Annotated in this window: 20 protein-coding genes; 12 read left to right on the forward strand and 8 right to left on the reverse strand. The window is 73.7% G+C overall.

Annotated features, from left to right (window positions below; genetic code table 11):
- Positions 1–47: 47 nt before the first annotated feature.
- Positions 48–770, reverse strand: a complete 723-nt coding sequence (locus IE170_RS05415; protein ID WP_189808114.1) for an alpha/beta hydrolase — start codon at positions 768–770, stop codon at positions 48–50.
- Positions 771–884: 114 nt separating this feature from the next.
- On the opposite strand from IE170_RS05415, the gene IE170_RS05420 reads away from it, so the two are divergent.
- The 3 genes from IE170_RS05420 to IE170_RS05430 all read left to right on the forward strand — a co-directional run bounded on the left by IE170_RS05420 (position 885) and on the right by IE170_RS05430 (position 3384).
- Positions 885–2045, forward strand: a complete 1161-nt coding sequence (locus IE170_RS05420) for an adenosine deaminase (RefSeq protein WP_189808115.1) — start codon at positions 885–887, stop codon at positions 2043–2045.
- A 126-nt stretch (positions 2046–2171) separates the two neighbouring features.
- Entirely contained in the window at positions 2172–2444 is a 273-nt protein-coding gene (locus IE170_RS05425) for a hypothetical protein (RefSeq protein ID WP_114053856.1), read from the forward strand.
- A gap of 172 nt (positions 2445–2616) precedes the next feature.
- Positions 2617–3384 (forward strand): hypothetical protein, encoded by a 768-nt coding sequence (locus IE170_RS05430; RefSeq protein ID WP_189808116.1) that lies wholly within the window; start codon positions 2617–2619, stop codon positions 3382–3384.
- A 51-nt stretch (positions 3385–3435) separates the two neighbouring features.
- On the opposite strand, the gene IE170_RS05435 is transcribed toward IE170_RS05430, so the two are convergent.
- Positions 3436–3636 carry a PspC domain-containing protein gene (locus IE170_RS05435; RefSeq protein WP_114053858.1) on the reverse strand — a complete coding sequence of 67 codons (201 nt, stop codon included), beginning with the start codon at positions 3634–3636 and terminating at the stop codon, positions 3436–3438.
- A gap of 42 nt (positions 3637–3678) precedes the next feature.
- Positions 3679–4263, reverse strand: coding sequence for a VanZ family protein (locus tag IE170_RS05440; RefSeq protein WP_189808117.1), 585 nt, complete (start codon positions 4261–4263; stop codon positions 3679–3681).
- A gap of 181 nt (positions 4264–4444) precedes the next feature.
- Here IE170_RS05440 and IE170_RS05445 point away from each other — a divergent pair, with 181 nt between their 5' ends.
- The gene (locus IE170_RS05445) at positions 4445–5608 is read left to right on the forward strand and encodes a calcium-binding protein (protein WP_189808118.1); all 1164 of its coding nucleotides are present in this window, start codon (positions 4445–4447) and stop codon (positions 5606–5608) included.
- Positions 5609–5684: 76 nt separating this feature from the next.
- On the opposite strand, the gene IE170_RS05450 is transcribed toward IE170_RS05445, so the two are convergent.
- Entirely contained in the window at positions 5685–6068 is a 384-nt protein-coding gene (locus IE170_RS05450; RefSeq protein ID WP_189808119.1) for a hypothetical protein, read from the reverse strand.
- A gap of 163 nt (positions 6069–6231) precedes the next feature.
- Between IE170_RS05450 and IE170_RS05455 the strand changes: the two genes are divergently transcribed.
- Positions 6232–6669 carry a DUF7144 family membrane protein gene (locus IE170_RS05455; RefSeq protein ID WP_189808120.1) on the forward strand — a complete coding sequence of 146 codons (438 nt, stop codon included), beginning with the start codon at positions 6232–6234 and terminating at the stop codon, positions 6667–6669.
- A 6-nt stretch (positions 6670–6675) separates the two neighbouring features.
- Here IE170_RS05455 and IE170_RS05460 read toward each other — a convergent pair whose 3' ends face one another.
- Positions 6676–7338 (reverse strand): PH domain-containing protein, encoded by a 663-nt coding sequence (locus IE170_RS05460; protein WP_189808121.1) that lies wholly within the window; start codon positions 7336–7338, stop codon positions 6676–6678.
- A gap of 75 nt (positions 7339–7413) precedes the next feature.
- The gene (locus IE170_RS05465) at positions 7414–8115 is read right to left on the reverse strand and encodes a hypothetical protein (protein ID WP_189808122.1); all 702 of its coding nucleotides are present in this window, start codon (positions 8113–8115) and stop codon (positions 7414–7416) included.
- Between the two features lie 303 nt (positions 8116–8418).
- On the opposite strand from IE170_RS05465, the gene deoC reads away from it, so the two are divergent.
- Genes deoC through IE170_RS05480 form a run of 3 tightly spaced genes read left to right on the forward strand, consistent with a single transcriptional unit; the run spans position 8419 to position 11712 of the window.
- On the forward strand, positions 8419–9381 hold the full coding sequence (gene deoC / locus IE170_RS05470; protein WP_189808233.1) for a deoxyribose-phosphate aldolase: 963 nt from the start codon (positions 8419–8421) through the stop codon (positions 9379–9381).
- A 5-nt stretch (positions 9382–9386) separates the two neighbouring features.
- Positions 9387–10823 carry an aldehyde dehydrogenase family protein gene (locus tag IE170_RS05475; RefSeq protein WP_189808123.1) on the forward strand — a complete coding sequence of 479 codons (1437 nt, stop codon included), beginning with the start codon at positions 9387–9389 and terminating at the stop codon, positions 10821–10823.
- Positions 10816–11712, forward strand: a complete 897-nt coding sequence (locus tag IE170_RS05480; RefSeq protein WP_189808124.1) for an aldehyde dehydrogenase family protein — start codon at positions 10816–10818, stop codon at positions 11710–11712. Before IE170_RS05475 ends, IE170_RS05480 begins: the two co-directional genes overlap by 8 nt.
- A gap of 89 nt (positions 11713–11801) precedes the next feature.
- Here the strand turns inward: IE170_RS05480 and IE170_RS05485 are convergent, their stop codons facing one another.
- Positions 11802–12158 carry a hypothetical protein gene (locus tag IE170_RS05485; RefSeq protein WP_189808125.1) on the reverse strand — a complete coding sequence of 119 codons (357 nt, stop codon included), beginning with the start codon at positions 12156–12158 and terminating at the stop codon, positions 11802–11804.
- Between the two features lie 78 nt (positions 12159–12236).
- Here IE170_RS05485 and IE170_RS05490 point away from each other — a divergent pair, with 78 nt between their 5' ends.
- Entirely contained in the window at positions 12237–12914 is a 678-nt protein-coding gene (locus IE170_RS05490; protein ID WP_223855958.1) for a uridine kinase family protein, read from the forward strand.
- A gap of 188 nt (positions 12915–13102) precedes the next feature.
- Here the strand turns inward: IE170_RS05490 and IE170_RS05495 are convergent, their stop codons facing one another.
- Positions 13103–13816 (reverse strand): SigE family RNA polymerase sigma factor, encoded by a 714-nt coding sequence (locus IE170_RS05495; protein ID WP_189808126.1) that lies wholly within the window; start codon positions 13814–13816, stop codon positions 13103–13105.
- Positions 13817–14011: 195 nt separating this feature from the next.
- On the opposite strand from IE170_RS05495, the gene afsQ1 reads away from it, so the two are divergent.
- Genes afsQ1 through IE170_RS05510 form a run of 3 tightly spaced genes read left to right on the forward strand, consistent with a single transcriptional unit; the run spans position 14012 to position 16801 of the window.
- Positions 14012–14689 carry a two-component system response regulator AfsQ1 gene (afsQ1, locus tag IE170_RS05500; RefSeq protein WP_174250340.1) on the forward strand — a complete coding sequence of 226 codons (678 nt, stop codon included), beginning with the start codon at positions 14012–14014 and terminating at the stop codon, positions 14687–14689.
- Positions 14686–16176 carry an ATP-binding protein gene (locus tag IE170_RS05505; protein ID WP_229884600.1) on the forward strand — a complete coding sequence of 497 codons (1491 nt, stop codon included), beginning with the start codon at positions 14686–14688 and terminating at the stop codon, positions 16174–16176. Before afsQ1 ends, IE170_RS05505 begins: the two co-directional genes overlap by 4 nt.
- A complete protein-coding gene (locus IE170_RS05510; RefSeq protein ID WP_189808127.1) occupies positions 16157–16801 on the forward strand; it encodes a hypothetical protein in 645 nt (214 codons plus the stop codon). Before IE170_RS05505 ends, IE170_RS05510 begins: the two co-directional genes overlap by 20 nt.
- Positions 16802–16851 lie beyond the last annotated feature (50 nt).

A 16851-nucleotide genomic window follows, 5' to 3' on the forward strand; every position in this document is an offset into this window, starting at 1 on the left:
GCGCGCTGCCCCCGAGTCCTCTTCCACTCTACGCCGCCGGCCCCTGCTCAGCCCCGCAGCGAGCGGCCGAACCCCGAGGCCAGCGGCATGCGCAGGCCGAGCGGCGGCGGGGCGGCCAGGGCGTCGGCCACCGGGCGGGACCAGCGGGCGCACAGCACCGCGCCGAGGACGAAGTCCACGGCGAGGGCGACCACTTCGGACCGGTGCTCCCGTAACCGGTGGCCGTCCGAGTGCACCTCGAAGCGGCAGGTCGCCCGGTTGGCCTTCTTCGCGCGCTCGGCGAGCCGGAAGGAGGATTCCGGATCGCTGCGTGTGTCGTTCGTGCCGTGCACGAGGAGCACCTGCCGGCCGGAGAGCTGCTTCACCGGTTCGGGCGAGTCCGGCTCCGCGGCCGCGCCGAGCGAAGGGGCCAGCGCGACGACGCAGTTGACGGCCTCGTGCCCCGCGGCGAGCAGCGCCGCCCGCCCGCCCCCGCCGTGCCCGGCGAGGCAGACCGGGACGTCCCCGTAGCGGCGCACCGCCTCGTCCGCGGCCCAGCGCGCGTCCTGCTCGCGCGAGCCCTGCCCGCCGTACGCGAGCGTGTGCACCACCAGGCCGTCCGCTCCGCCCGCCCGGGCCAGGGCCCGCGCGAGCGCGGGCACCGGGCCGGGCGCCCACCGGGACCCGCCCGGGAGGAGGAGCACCACGCCGTTGACCGTCGAGACCGAGCCGTTCGCGCCGGACGCCCGCCCCAGGCGGGCCCCGCGCGCCGGCGGAGCATGATGTGACATGGCGGAACAGTCTCAGACTGACAGGTGTACGCAACCCCCTCCGTACGGTCTCTGTTGGGTATCGGAGCCTCACGCCACCGACGCGCTCTACGCGCGTAGGAGTACAGTGCGCAGATGACGAGCGAGACCTCCAACCCGCCCACTCCGGACCGGATCCGCCGTGCCCCGAAGGTGCTGCTCCACGACCACCTCGACGGCGGACTGCGCCCCGGCACCATCATCGAGCTGGCCCGCGCGACCGGCTACGACAAGCTGCCCGAGACCGACGCCGACAAGCTGGGCACCTGGTTCCGGGACGCCGCCGACTCCGGCTCCCTGCCCCGCTACCTGGAGACGTTCGCGCACACCTGCGCCGTCATGCAGACGAAGGAGGCGCTCTTCCGGGTCGCCGCCGAGTGCGCCGAGGACCTCGCCGAGGACGGCGTCGTCTACGCCGAGGTCCGCTACGCCCCCGAGCAGCACCTGGAGGCGGGCCTGACCCTCGAAGAGGTCGTCGAGGCCGTGAACGACGGCTTCCGCGAGGGCGAGCGCCGCGCCAGGGCCGCCGGCCGCCGCATCCGCGTCGGCGCGCTGCTCACCGCGATGCGCCACGCCGCCCGCGCGCTGGAGATCGCCGAACTGGCCAACCGCTATCGCGACAACGGCGTCGTAGGCTTCGACATCGCCGGCGCCGAGGCCGGGTTCCCTCCCACCCGCCACCTCGACGCGTTCGAGTACCTCAAGCGCGAGAACAACCACTTCACGATCCACGCGGGCGAGGCCTTCGGCCTGCCGTCGATCTGGCAGGCCCTCCAGTGGTGCGGCGCCGACCGCCTGGGCCACGGCGTGAAGATCATCGACGACATCGAGGTCGCCGAGGACGGCTCGGTCACGCTGGGCCGCCTCGCCTCGTACGTCCGCGACAAGCGCATCCCCCTGGAGATGTGCCCGACGTCGAACCTCCAGACCGGCGCCGCGGTCTCGTACGCCGAACACCCGATCGGACTGCTGCGCAGGCTGCACTTCCGCCTGACGGTCAACACCGACAACCGGCTGATGAGCGGCACCAGCATGAGCCGCGAGTTCGAGCACCTGATCGACGCCTTCGGCTACACGCTCGACGACATGCAGTGGTTCACCGTCAATGCGATGAAGTCCGCGTTCATTCCTTTCGATGAACGACTCGCGATGATCAACGACGTCATCAAGCCGGGCTATGCCGAGCTGAAGTCGGAATGGCTGTTCCGGCAGACCGCCTCCACCAGCGGTTCTGTGGGGCCCCAGGCCACGGCCTGACGAAAGGACGGCGCCCGGGAAGAGCAATTCCCGGGCGCTTCTTCATATTTCCCGATGTTTGCGGGCGCCGGTTTGCAGTGGCTAGGTTGCGGAGCCGCCCAGTTCCCCGTCGCAAGGACATCCTTCATGAAGAAGTCAGCCGCCAAGATGCTCGGTGCCGCCGCCATGGGTGCCGCCTTCGCCGCCGCCGCTGCCGGAACCGCCTCGGCGACCCCCGCCGTCGGCCTCACCGACGCGCTCGGCACCGCCACGGGCGCCCTCCAGGGACTCACCAGCCAGCAGCAGGTCAACGCCGACGGCCAGGAGTCCAGCGACCCGGCGGCCCCGGTCGGCGAGCTGGCCAACGCGCTCGGCCCCACCCTCGGCGGCCTCCCGCTGAACGGCGCCCTCGGCGGCTGATCCACACCGGATCCGTCCCGGATCCCCCTTGATTCGCAAGCGTGTCCGCGCGGCGCACGCCGCTTCGACCAGGTGTGCGCCGCGCGGTGCCGTGTGCCAGGATCCCCGCCAACCGCCCGCCGAGGACCGTGCGGGGACGCGCCCGGCACCGCCGGGGGAGAGGTCGCCGGTCATGCGTACGAAGCCACGAACCACCACCGGAGCGGTCGCCGCCGCCCTGCTGCCCGCCCTCGTCCTGGGGGCCGCCGCCTGCAGCAGCGGGCCCGGCAGCGGCAAGGCGCCGGACCCGAAGGGCTCCGCCCCGGTCGCCTCCCCCGCCGGCACGCCCGCCGCGGGCACGCCCTCCGCCCCTGCCGCACCGCCGTCCGGCGGCAGCAGGCTGGAGCGCTCCGCCCTGGCCCCGGGCGACCTGCCCGGCTACCAGATCTCCGCCCAGGGCAAGAACCCGGCCGCGCCCGACGGCCAGCCCCAGGCCGACCGCAGGACCTGCCAGCCCCTCGCCGACATCATGGGCGACGAGCCGGACCCGGCGGCCCGCGAGACGGTCAACCGCGGTATCGGCTCGCAGAAGGAGGTCGGCCTCGCGGTCTCCGCCTCCGTCAGCTCCTACGCCGAGCGGGACGCCAAGGCCCTCGTCTCCCGGCTGAAGGACGCCGTCGCCGCCTGCGGCACCGGCTTCAGCGCCACCGTGCAGAACCAGAGCGGCAGTTACCGCGACGTCCGGGCCGCCGGGTACCGCACGGCCGGCGACGACACCGTCAGCTGGACCACCACCGCGGCCGCACAGGGCGTCGCCGCCCACGTCCACGTGGTCGTCGTCCGCGAGGGCGACACGATCGTGCGCCTGATGGCCCTCAACGTGGCGGCCGCCGGGCAGAGGGCCCGGGTGCCGCAAGAGGTCGCCGACAAGCAGCTGGAGAAGGTCCGCCGCGCGGCCTGACCCCTCAGGCCCGCGGCCGGGCCGCCGCACCGTCGGGCGGCGGCCCGCCCGTCACCAGGCGGCGGCGGACGGCTTCTCGTTGGGCAGGAGCAGCCACAGCGCGAGGTAGATCAGGAACTGCGGGCCGGGCAGCAGGCACGAGACGGCGAATATCAGCCGCATCGTGTTCGCGGACATTCCGAACCGCCGCGCCAGTCCGGCGCAGACGCCGCCGATCCAGCGGCCGTCACGGGGGCGAACAAGGGCGCTCATGGGATCTCCTCCGTCGATGTTCACGGGGTTTTCCGTGATGCCTCAATACTCCCGCGGCACCGCCGACAGAACGTCGGTCCAAGGGCCGAGCCCGACCCTGGCAATTCTCGGGGTGGACCCCTGAGAGGCCTCGGCCCGCGCCGCCCGCGTACGCCGCATCCGCGCCCGCGCCGCCGGGACCACCGCGAGGTGCGCCAGCACCACGCCCACCGTGTTCAGCAGCACCGAGTCCACGTCCACGACGCGCCCCGGGACCGAGCTCTGCAGCATCTCGATGCCGATCGAGACGAGCACCCCCGCGGCCGCGGTCCGCACCAGCGACGACCAGGCCGCCAGCGGCGACGGCGCCAGGCTCCCGCCGGCCAGCGGCAGCAGCACCCCGAGGGGGGCCAGCAGCGCCAGGCCCCCGCCGATCCGGCGAGCGGCCGCCACGGGGCCGTTCTCCAGGTCGGCGCGGATGCCCTCGAACGGCGTCAGGTTCGCGGCCGCCGCCCACGGCACGTCCAGCGGACGCAGAGTGAGCCAGCCGACGAGGAGCAGGTGGGCGACCAGCAGGGCCCCGCCGAGGAGCCGGAGCCGCAGGTGTAGGACGGTGGCGGCGCGGTGGCCGACCTCATGACGCTGCACACCTGCGTGGACGCACTCCGCGGCGGCTTCGGTTCCGTATGCCCCCGGCCAGGGGAGTCGTATGAGAAGCCGATCGGATGAAAATACGGCGGCTGTGGACGCGCCCCTCCCGAGCACCGGCACGCGTCACGCACAGTGAGCGCCACGCGACGCATACCGGATGCCGCGGAAGGAGAGCGCCATGCCCGGACCCCGAAGAGACCTCCGCGGCCACGCCCGACCGGGCCGGCCCGCCCGCAGGATCGCCGCCCTCGTCGGGGCGCACGTCCTGGCGACCGCCCTCGCCGGGCTCGGCGCGCTCCCCGCCCACGCGGCGGACACGGCGGGCGCGGCCGCGACCTGCTTCGGCGCCGCCGCCACCGGCACCCGCGGCACGCCGGGGGACGACGTCCTCATCGGAACGGCCGGGCGCGACGTCCTCGACGGCGGCGACGGCAACGACCTCATCTGCGGCCTCGGCGAGGGCGACGTCCTGATCGGCGGCGCGGGCGAGGACCGGATCGCGGGCGGGGCGGGCGACGACCAGGCCGACGGCGGCCCGGGCGCCGACCTCCTCGTCGGCGACGACGCCGCGTGGACCGGCGGGGCCTCCGGGCCGACGGGCCGGGACCACCTCGTCGGCGGCGGCGAGGCCGACACCCTCGTCGGCGACCACTTCGCCGTGCAGGGCACGGCCGACGGCGCCTCCGCCGACCTGCTCTTCGGCGGTGACGGCGAGGACTCCCTGATCGGCGACAGTGCCGGCGACCGTGCGAGCGGCGGGGCGGACGACCGCCTCGACGGCGGCCGCGACAGCGACGGCCTGACCGGCGACTCCAGCGGGTTCCGCGGCGCGACCGGCGCCGGCGACGACGTCCTGCTGGAGGGCGAGGGCGAGAACGGCCAGGCGGTCGGCGACAGCGCCTCCGTCCTCGGCGACACCGCGGGCAGCGGCGGCGACGACCTCATCGACCTCGGCGCGGACGGCGGCTACGGCGCCTGGGGCGACCACCGGGCCTACTCGGGCAGGGCCGTCGGATCGGGCAACGACCGCATCCTCGGCGGCAGCGCGGACGAGACCGTCCTCGCCGGCGACAGCGGCCTCGGCGACCCGGCCGGCGCGACCGCGGGCAACGACGTGATCGACGGCCGCGGCGGCAACGACCTCATCGTCGGCGACAACACCGACTCCCGGTTCGCCCGCGACTCCGTCGGCACGGCGGGCGGCATCGACTTCCTCACCGGCGGCTCGGGCGACGACCTCCTGCGCGGCGGCCCGGCCAACGACACCCTGAACGGCCTCACCGGCTCGGACGACTGCGACGGCGAGACCGGCACGAACGTCCGCATCGACTGCGAACTCTGACGGCGCCGGGCGGTCCGCGCGGTCCTTCCCTGCCGCCCCGCCCGCCCGGCCGTCCCGGACCCGCGCGCCGGTCCTGCTACCAGACCCAGAATCCGCCGCGGACGGAAGTCCGGCCGTCCTCGTCGACGCCCACCAGGTTGGCCGACTCGGGGCCACTGCTCGATTCGCAGTCCAGCGGGATGACGAACCGGTGCTCTCCGAAGTGCAGGGCGATCACCCGATCCGGATCCACCTCACCGCCGTTCACCGTCTTGCCGATGTAGCAGCGCATGAGATCCGACGACCCCGGGGCGGGAAACCGCCACTCGCGGCCCCCGTACACCCCCCGCGGGTGGCTGAAGACCCGCAGAACCGGTCCGTCGAAGTGCAGCTCGACGTAGTCGCGGACGAAGGAGACGGCGCTGACCTCCAGGCCCGTCAGCATCCGGAGCGGCTCGTCCGGCTGGTTCCCATGAGTCACGAGCCCATGGTGCCAAAGGTCTCGGCCCGTACGTCACGGGGCCCAGCCCCCCGCCGGCCCCGGCCGCCCGTCACCCGTTCGGCCCACGGCCGCTCGCCCCGGCGGCGGAACCACCGCACGCTCGAATGGCCCCACCCGTACGAGCGAGAGGCCAGGTGGCGCAATGTCGACCACACCCACTCACACACCCGCCGGCCGGCCCGGCGGCACCGGCGACTGGGCGACCGGCGGCACCGTGTTCGCCGGCGTCCTGCTCTCCGTCATCGGCGTGCTCGCGATCTTCGAGGGCATCGCCGCGATCGCCGAGGACGAGGTCTACCAGCGCATCGGCAACTACGTCTTCAAACTGGACCTGACCGCCTGGGGCTGGATCCACCTGATCCTCGGCATCCTGGCGCTGGCGGCCGGTCTGGCCCTGCTAAAGAACGGCGCGACCTGGGCGCGCATCGCCGGCATCGCACTGGCCTGCCTGTCGTTGATCGCGCACTTCCTGTGGCTGCCGTACCAGCCCTGGTGGTCGGTGATCGCCATCGCCATCGCGATCTTCGTCATCTGGGCGCTGTGCAAGGACCCGCACGACCCGCGGGCCGCGCGCGTCTGACGATCCTCAGCGCAGGGCGAACAGCACGACGAGAGAGACGGCGCCCAGGACGGCCGGTGCGATGACCTCGTAGGACCAGCGCACCCGTACGCCGCCCTGGGCGCCGGTGCGCGAGGCCCCGCGCTCGGCGAGGTCCCGCAGCTCGTCCACGACCCGGTCCGCGTACGCCCGCTGCGGCTCGGCCGCGGAGCCGTCGGCGGCGCCGCCCCCGGCCTCCGGCCCGGACGGCTTCACGGTCAGGCCGCGGCCGGTCAGTCCGCCGCGGCGGCTGAGCCGCCCGCGCTGCGCCCTCTTCCGCTCGCGCAGCGAGACCGGGACGGACCACAGCTGGTAGGTGGAGCCCTCGGCCAGCACCTCGGCGGAGTACCCGGCGCGCACCGCGTCCACGGCTGCCCAGGGCAGCTCGATCACGCGGAAGGGGTTGCGGACCCGCATCCGGTCCTCGTTGGCGAAGACGGCCGGGCGCATCGTGAACGCCACGACCAGCGGCACCGCGAAGAGCGCGGCGGCGGCCCCGAACCAGCGGGCCGATCCCTCCCCGCGGACGATCGCGTCGCCGCAGAGCCACGCGATCAGCGCCAGCAGCAGGACCCCGGTGACGACGGCCATGGGGGAGCGGTAGACCCGGTCGTCGTAGACCGGCTCGTCAGGAGGCTGCTGGCTGCTCATGCGCCCGATTCTGCCTCACCCGCCCCCGGACGACGAGCCCCTGCGGGCTGCCGTTCCCGGCCGCCGAACGGGCCGTCAGGCGCGGCCGCCGCGGCGGGCGCGGAGCAGCCGGGCCGCGGCCATCGCGCCGGTGATCGCGACCAGCCCGGCGCCCGCCGCCAAGGTCACCGTGTCGTCGCCGTCCTCCGCCGCGGCCGCCGGCTCGTATGCCGCCGCGCCGTGGGCCGCCGTCGTGACGAGCGCCGCGGGCGCGGCTGCCGTCCGCGCCTGCACGGCCGGGGCCTCCTGCGCGGGCGCCGGGGGCCGGGCGGCGGCCGGGGCGGGGGCGGGCTCCACGGCCGCCCCCTTCGCCGGCAGCGGGTACGACGCCGTTGCCCCGTCCTGCGTGACGACGAGCACCGGCGCATCGGTGTCGGCCTTGGCCAGCCGCAGCCCGAGCCCGTTCACGGTGTCCCCGGGGTGGCTCCGGTCCAGCAGCGCGAGCACCCGCACCATGTACGTGTCGCCGGGCTTCCACCGGGTGCCGACGGCGCGGATCCAGGCCTCGGGACCCTCCGCCCCGTTCCGCAGCACGGCGACGAGCCCCTCGCCGATGTACACCGGCTCGCCCGCGTACCGGTCGGCGCCGTCCGACGCCGCGCCGCCGCCGTACTCCGCGGCCGCATGCGGGCCCTGCGCGGCGACGGCCGTGTACACGCCGCTCGCGGCGGGCCAGAGCAGCGCGCCCGCGAGGGCGGCGGTGACGAGCGAGGTACGGAGGGCGAAGGCGGTACGCATAACGACTCCTGGAGCTGATGTCGAGGATAGGCGGGAGAGTCGCATGCCGCGTGTTCTCGGGCGGGCGGGCGGGCGGTCGGTGGGTCGGGCCGTGGTCCGTGGTCCGGGAGGTCTGGCGGGCTGCTGGGAAAAATCTATGCGTGGGTTTCGGCCGGACCGTCGGATTCCCGTCATGGCCGTGTAACGGCGGTGACCAGCGTCTTTGCCGCGGCCCTCACAGCACGGATGCGGCCGACCCCGCACAGATGTGCACTCATGGGGGTGACAGGCCGCTACGCGCGTAGATATGCTCGTGTGGTGACCATGCCCACCACCCTCACCGCATTCGCCGACGTGACGACGTCCGACAGTGCGCTGCGCCGCTTCCTGCACGGGCTGCCCGGCGTGGACGCCGTCGGCCTGGAGGCCCGCGCGGCCGCGCTCGGGACCCGTTCGATCAAGACGACGGCCAAGGCGTACGCCATCGACCTCGCCATCTCGATGATCGACCTGACCACGCTTGAGGGTGCCGACACCCCGGGCAAGGTCCGTGCGCTCGCCGCGAAGGCCGTCCACCCCGACCCGACCGACCGTACGACGCCGATGACCGCCGCGGTCTGCGTCTACCCGGACATGGTGGCCACCGCGAAGGCCGCCCTGAACGGCGCCGACGTCAAGGTGGCGTCCGTCGCGACCGCCTTCCCGGCCGGCCGCGCCGCGCTGCCCGTCAAGCTCGCCGACACCCGTGACGCCGTCGCCGCCGGCGCCGACGAGATCGACATGGTCATCGACCGTGGCGCCTTCCTCGCCGGCCGCTACCTGGAGACGTACGAGCTGATCAAGGCCGTGAAGGAGGCGTGCGTCCGCGAGGACGGCACCGCCGCCCGCCTGAAGGTCATCTTCGAGACCGGCGAGCTGTCGACGTACGACAACATCCGCCGCGCCTCCTGGATCGGCATGCTGGCCGGCGCCGACTTCATCAAGACCTCGACCGGCAAGGTGGGCACCAACGCCACCCCTGCCAACACCCTCCTGATGCTGGAGGCCGTCCGCGACTTCAAGGCGCAGACCGGCATCCAGATCGGCGTGAAGCCGGCCGGCGGCATCCGCACGACCAAGGACGCGATCAAGTTCCTGGTCCTGGTCAACGAGACCGCCGGCGAGGACTGGCTGACCAGCGAGTGGTTCCGCTTCGGCGCCTCCAGCCTGCTCAACGACCTGCTCATGCAGCGCCAGAAGCTGAGCACCGGCCGTTACTCCGGTCCCGACTACGTGACGGTGGACTGATCACCATGGCATCTGCATTCGAGTACGCTCCGGCTCCCGAGTCCCGCTCGGTCGTCGACATCGCCCCCTCCTACGGCCTCTTCATCGACGGCGAGTTCACCGAGGCGGCCGACGGCAAGGTCTTCAAGACGGTCTCGCCGTCCTCCGAGGAGGTCCTCTCCGAGGTCGCCCAGGCCGGCGCCGCCGATGTCGACCGCGCCGTGAAGGCCGCCCGCAAGGCGTTCGAGAAGTGGTCCGCGCTGCCCGGCGCGGAGCGCGCCAAGTACCTCTTCCGCATCGCCCGGATCATCCAGGAGCGCAGCCGCGAGCTGGCCGTCCTGGAGACCCTCGACAACGGCAAGCCGATCAAGGAGACCCGCGACGCGGACCTCCCGCTGGTCGCCGCGCACTTCTTCTACTACGCGGGCTGGGCCGACAAGCTCGGCCACGCCGGCTACGGCGCGAACCCGCGCCCGCTCGGCGTCGCCGGCCAGGTCATCCCGTGGAACTTCCCGCTGCTGATGCTGGCGTGGAAGATCGCCCCGGCGCTCGCCGCGGGCAACACCGTCGTCCTCAAGCCGGCCGAGACGACCCCGCTGTCCGCCCTGTTCTTCGCGGACATCTGCCGCCAGGCCGGGCTGCCCCGGGGCGTCGTCAACATCATCCCCGGCTACGGGGACGCGGGCGCCGAGCTCGTCGCGCACCCGGACGTCAACAAGGTCGCCTTCACCGGCTCCACCGCGGTCGGCAAGGCCATCGCCCGCCAGGTCGCGGGCACCGGCAAGAAGGTCACCCTGGAGCTGGGCGGCAAGGGCGCCAACATCGTCTTCGACGACGCGCCGATCGACCAGGCCGTCGAGGGCATCGTCGGCGGCATCTTCTTCAACCAGGGCCAGGTCTGCTGCGCCGGGTCCCGCCTGCTCGTGCAGGAGTCGATCCACGACGAGCTGCTGGACTCCCTCAAGCGCCGCCTGTCCACCCTGCGCCTCGGCGACCCGCTGGACAAGAACACCGACATCGGCGCGATCAACTCCGCGGAGCAGCTCGCCCGGATCACCGCGCTCGCCGAGACCGGCGAGGCCGAGGGCGCCGAGCGCTGGTCCCCGGCGTGCGAGCTGCCGTCCGCCGGCTACTGGTTCGCCCCGACGCTGTTCACGAACGTCACCCAGGCGCACACCATCGCCCGTGACGAGATCTTCGGCCCGGTGCTGTCGGTGCTGACCTTCCGCACGCCCGACGAGGCGGTGGCGAAGGCCAACAACAGCCAGTACGGCCTGTCCGCGGGCATCTGGACGGAGAAGGGCTCGCGCATCCTGGCCGTCGCGAACAAGCTCCGCGCGGGCGTCGTCTGGGCCAACACGTTCAACAAGTTCGACCCGACCTCGCCCTTCGGCGGCTACAAGGAGTCGGGCTTCGGCCGCGAGGGCGGTCGCCACGGTCTGGAGGCCTACCTCGATGTCTGAGTCGACCACGCGACTGAACGTCTTCAAGACCTACAAGCTGTACGTCGGCGGGAAGTTCCCGCGTTCCGAGAGCGGCCGGGTGTACGAGGTGACGGACTCGAAGGGCAAGTGGCTGGCCAACGCCCCCCTCTCCTCCCGCAAGGACGCCCGCGACGCGGTCGTCGCCGCCCGCAAGGCGTTCGGCGGCTGGTCGGGCGCGACCGCGTACAACCGCAGCCAGATCCTCTACCGCATCGCCGAGATGCTGGAGGGCCGCCGCGAGCAGTTCGTCCGCGAGGTGGGCGACGCGGAGGGGCTGTCGAAGTCCAAGGCGGCCGCCGTCGTGGACGCCGCGATCGACCGCTGGGTCTGGTACGCGGGCTGGACCGACAAGATCGGCCAGGTCGTGGGCGGGGCCAACCCGGTCGCGGGCCCCTTCTTCAACCTGTCGACCCCGGAGCCGACCGGTGTCGTCGCGGTCGTCGCCCCGCAGGAGTCGTCCTTCCTCGGCCTGGTCTCCGTGATCGCCCCGGTGATCGCGACGGGCAACACCGCCGTCGTCATCGCCTCCGAGAAGGCCCCGCTGCCGGCGCTGTCCCTCGGCGAGGTGCTCGCCACCTCCGACCTGCCCGGCGGCGTGGTGAACGTCCTCTCCGGCAAGGCCTCCGAGATGGGCCCGCACCTGGCGGCCCACCAGGACGTCAACGCGATCGACCTGGCGGGCGCCGGCGAGGCGCTGGCCAAGGAGCTGGAGATCGCCGCGGCCGACAACCTCAAGCGCGTCCTGCGTCCACAGCCTGTGGACGACTGGAGCGCCGACCCGGGCACGTCGCGCATGACCGCGTTCCTGGAGACCAAGACGGTCTGGCACCCCACCGGCTCCCTCGGAGCCTCCGGCTCCAGCTACTAGCCGGACCGCACCCCGCGCGGAACGCGGAAAGGGCCGTCGGCGGCACACATGTGCCGCCGACGGCCCTTTCCGCTGCCCCGGGGCCGTGCCTACTTCGGGAGTACGGGCCCCAGGAGGGACGTCACGGCGGCCGTCGGCAGCTCCTTGACCGACGGGCCCTGCGTGAGCGCGCCGGTGACCATGCCGGTGCCGACCGCCGGGAAGTCCGCGACCTTCGTGGCGATGCCGTTGTCCAGCGGGTCCACCCCGGTCTTCGCGAGCGGGTTCACCTTCAGGTTCGCGATCGGGTCGACGACGCCGGACACGGCCGCCGGGACCGACAGTTCGCCCGCCTCGGCGCCGCCGGCCGCCATCGCGAGGGCCGCGCCGGCCATGGAGAGCGTGAGGCCCGCCGAGCGCGCGGAGCGCAGGGCGCTGGACGTGCCGGGGGCTGCGTGACGTGCCATGGGTTTCCCGCCTGTGGTCGTGTTCGCGTGCGCACGCAGCGTAGTGGAGGTGTGATCCTGGATACCAACCGCCCGCAGATGGCATCCCCTGCGCGGGGGAATGCGTCACACTGGTGTCCCGTGAGCTCCTCCTCTCCTTCGCCTGCGCGTGTCGTCCTGTTGACCGGGCCCTCGGGTTCCGGCAAGTCCTCGCTGGCCGCCCGGTCCGGGCTTCCCGTGCTCCGGCTGGACGACTTCTACAAGGAGGGCGACGACCCGTCCCTCCCCCTGGTCGAGGGAAGCTCCGACATCGACTGGGACTCCCCGCTCTCCTGGGACGCCGACACCGCCGTCGCCGCGGTCGCCGACCTGTGCCGCACCGGCCGCACCGAGGTCCCCGTCTACGACATCTCGACGTCCTCCCGCACCGGCTCGGAGACCTTCGACACCGCGGGCGCGCCGCTGTTCATCGCGGAGGGCATCTTCGCCGCGGACATAGCGGCCCGCTGCCAGGAGCTCGGCCTCCTCGCCGACGCCATCTGCCTGCGCGGCCGACCCTCCACGACCTTCCGCCGCCGCCTGGTCCGCGACCTGCGCGAGGGCCGCAAGTCCGTGCTGTTCCTGCTGCGGCGCGGCCTGCGCCTGATGCGGGCCGAGCGGGGCATCGTCGCCCGCCACACCGCCCTCGGCGCGCACCCCTGCGGCCGCGACGAGGCCCTGGGCCGCCTGGCCGCCGCCGCGGCCGGCCGCCTGCGCGCCCCCGCCGCCGCGGCCTGACCCGGCCCCCGCGCCCCGGACGCACCGCGGCCGGCGGCCCCGGCGCGCGATGCGCCACGGGCCGCCGGCCGCGGACGTGCGAAGGCGGGACCCTGCGGACCCCCGACCGCATGATCCCGCCTCCATCCCCCCCCAATGGCCCCCGTCCCACCCCCGTAGGACGGGCCCCCCGGCCAGTGGTCTCCCGGCTACGCGACGAGCTCCTCGAAGGACTCGGACTCGTCGCGGCCGAAGCTCAGGACCTCGTCGTCGCGCAGGCGGCGCAGGGAGCGCCAGATGCTCGACTTCACGGTGCCGACGCTGATGCCCAGGATCTCCGCGATCTCCGGGTCGGTGCGGCCCTCGTAGTAGCGCAGCACCAGCATCGTGCGCTGCGGCTCCGGGATCCGGGCCAGCGCCTGCCACAGCACCGCCCGCAGCTCCGTCCCGCGCATCGCGTCGGTGTCGGCGGCGGCCTCCGGCAGCTCCTCCGTCGGGTACTCGTTGAGCTTCCGCCGGCGCCAGGCGCTGATGTGCAGGTTCGTCATGGTGCGGCGCAGGTAGCCCCCGACGGCCGCCTTGTCGCTGATCCGGTCCCAGGCCCGGTACGTCGAGAACAGCGCGCTCTGGAGCAGGTCCTCCGCCTCGTACCGGTCGCCCGTCAGGTGGAAGGCCGTCGCGTACAGCGCGGCCCGCCGCTCCCGGACGTACGCGGTGAACTCCGCCTCCGAGTCCGAGGACAGGCGCGGCGCCTGCTCGGCCGGGGCGGCGGGAGCCGCTGCCCGGTAGGTGTTCGCGTCGATGGCCACCGTGTGCGCCTGCCGGGGACGGGCGACCGCCACCGACCGGGCACCCGCCCGGCGGTTCACATCGTGCAGCCGCGTGACAACCGCGCTGGTGGTGGTGCTGTGCAGCGTGTTCATCTCGCGCCCCCCGTCGTAGGTCTGCTTCGGTTACCGGGCTCCTGCTCGGTGCGTTGGTAGAAGCCTGCCCCCCGGACATAACCGGGCTGTCCGCCGACTGTCACAGGCGTGTCACAGCGCCGCGCCGCACCGCCCGCGGCGCCGCTCCGCGCACGACGGTCGAACTCCCGACTGCCCATGGGACAGAATGTGGCCGTGCCTTTCCTGTTGCTGATCGAGGACGACGACGCCATCCGCACGGCCCTCGAACTCTCCCTGACCCGCCAGGGCCACCGCGTGGCCACTGCGGCGACGGGCGAGGACGGTCTGAAGATGCTGCGCGAGCAGCGCCCGGACCTGATCGTGCTGGACGTGATGCTGCCCGGGATCGACGGCTTCGAGGTGTGCCGGCGGATCCGCCGCACCGACCAGCTGCCGATCATCCTGCTGACCGCGCGCAGCGACGACATCGACGTGGTCGTCGGCCTGGAGTCGGGCGCCGACGACTACGTCGTCAAACCCGTCCAGGGCCGGGTGCTCGACGCCCGGATCCGGGCGGTCCTGCGCCGCGGCGAGCGGGAGGCCAGCGACTCGGCCGTCTTCGGGTCCCTGGTCATCGACCGGGCCGCGATGACGGTCACGAAGAACGGCGAGGACCTCCAGCTGACCCCGACCGAGCTGCGGCTGCTGCTGGAGCTCAGCCGCCGGCCCGGCCAGGCCCTCTCCCGCCAGCAGCTGCTGCGGCTGGTGTGGGAGCACGACTACCTGGGCGACTCCCGCCTCGTGGACGCCTGCGTCCAGCGGCTGCGCGCCAAGGTCGAGGAAGTGCCGTCCTCCCCGACCCTCATCCGGACCGTCCGCGGGGTCGGCTACCGCCTGGACTCGCCGCAGTGATCCACGCTCTGTTCGCGGGCCTTCGCTGGACCAGCCTGCGGCTGCGGCTCCTCCTGGTCTTCTCCCTCGTCGCGCTGGTCGCCGCCGTGTCCGCCTCGGGCATCGCGTACTGGCTCAACCGCGAGGCCGTCCTGACCCGCACCCAAGAGGCCGCCCTCGGCGACTTCCGGCAGGAGATGCAGGACCGGGCCGCGGCCCTGCCCGCCGACCCCACCCCGGAGGAACTCCAGCGCACCGCCGACCTGATGGCCGGCAGCGCCCCCGGGTACAGCGTGCTGCTGGTCGACGAGCGGCCCGACGGGCGCACCGCGTTCGGCGCGGCCGGCCCGGACGCCTTCCGGCTGGAGGACGTCCCCGAGTCCCTGCGGCGGGCCGTGAACGACCGCCAGAAGGCCACCGCCGCGCACGACGCCGAGTACCACATGTACTGGCAGCGCACGAAGCCGCACGGCAACCCGTACCTCGTCGGCGGCACCCGCATCGTCGGCGGCGGCCCGACCGGCTACATGTACAAGTCGCTCGCGCAGGAGCGCGACGACCTGAACACCCTCGGCTGGTCCCTCGCCATCGCCACCGTGCTGGCGCTCCTCGGCTCGGCCCTGCTGGCACAGGTGGCCGCCCGCACCGTCCTCAAGCCCGTCCAGCGGCTCGGCGACGCCGCCCGCCGCCTCGGCGAGGGGGAGCTCGACCACCGCCTCGACGTCTCCGGCAACGATGAACTCGCCGACCTGTCGCACACCTTCAACAAGACGGCGGAGGCGCTGGAGAAGAAGGTCGCCGACATGAGCGCCCGCGAGGAGGCCAGCCGGCGCTTCGTCGCCGACATGTCGCACGAGCTGCGCACCCCCCTCACCGCGCTGACGGCCGTCGCCGAGGTGCTGGAGGAGGAGGTCGACGACCTCGACCCGATGATCGCGCCCGCGGTCACCCTCGTCGTCAGCGAGACCCGCCGGCTGTACGACCTCGTCGAGAACCTGATGGAGGTCACCCGCTTCGACGCGGGGACGGCCCGCCTCGTCATCGACGACGTCGATGTCGCCGACCAGGTCACCGCCTGCATCGACGCCCGTGCCTGGCTCGACGCCGTCGAACTCGACGCCGAGCGGGGCATCGTCGCCCGCCTCGACCCGCGCCGCCTCGACGTCATCCTCGCCAACCTCATCGGCAACGCCCTCAAGCACGGCGGCTCGCCGGTGCGGGTCTCCGTGCGGGTCGAGGGGGAGTGGCTGGTCATCGCGGTCCGCGACAACGGCCCCGGCATCCCGGAAGAGGTGCTGCCGCACGTCTTCGACCGCTTCTACAAGGCCAGCGCGTCCCGCCCGAAGTCCGACGGCAGCGGCCTGGGCCTGTCCATCGCCGTGGAGAACGCGCACATCCACGGCGGCGAGATCACCGCGGCCAACGCGGAGGGCGGCGGCGCGCTGTTCACGCTGCGCCTGCCGGTGGACGTGGGGAAGGTGATCGCCGGTGGCGACGCACAGGAGTAGGGCGGCCGCGGCGGCCGCGGTCGTCGGCGCCCTGGCGTCCCTGTCGGCCGGGTGCGGGATCCGGGCGACGACCGTCCCCGTCGACGTCGGCCCGGCCCCCTCGCGGGTCTCCTGCGACATCCCGGCGCAGCAGGGCGGGGCGCAGGGCTTCCGGGCGACCGTGGAACTCGTGTGCGGCTCGCAGCTGGTCGGGGTCGAGCGGATCGTGCCGATGGCGACCGAGAAGAAGCCCGCCCGGACGGCCGCCCAGGCGGCCGCGGAGGCGCTGCTGGCGGCCCTGGAGCGGGAGCCCGGCCACGACGAGCGGGAGGCGGGCTTCACGACCGCCGTCCCCGACGGGCTGACGACCGCCCCGGTCCGGGCGGCCGACCCCGCCGGAACGGTACGCCTCAGCCGCAAGCCCGAGGACCTGCCGCCGGTGGCGCTCGCCCAGGTGGTGTGCACCCTCGCGGGCAACGAGACCGTCTCGGCCGGGCCGGGCCCGGTCGTCCTCGGCGGCCCGGACAGCGACCCGCCGCGCGCCTGGGAGTGCACGGACGCCGTCCGCGCCCGCCCCGAGTCCGTCCCGACGCTGGGCGAGCTCGTCCGCCCCGTGCCGTCGCCTGCACCGTCGCCGACCGGCTGACCAACCCGTCCCGCTCGGAGGCCTGTTCGGGCCGTCGCCCGGGGGATGCG

The sequence above is a fragment of the Streptomyces toxytricini genome, from assembly GCF_014649915.1.
GTDB classification, from domain to species: domain Bacteria; phylum Actinomycetota; class Actinomycetes; order Streptomycetales; family Streptomycetaceae; genus Streptomyces; species Streptomyces toxytricini.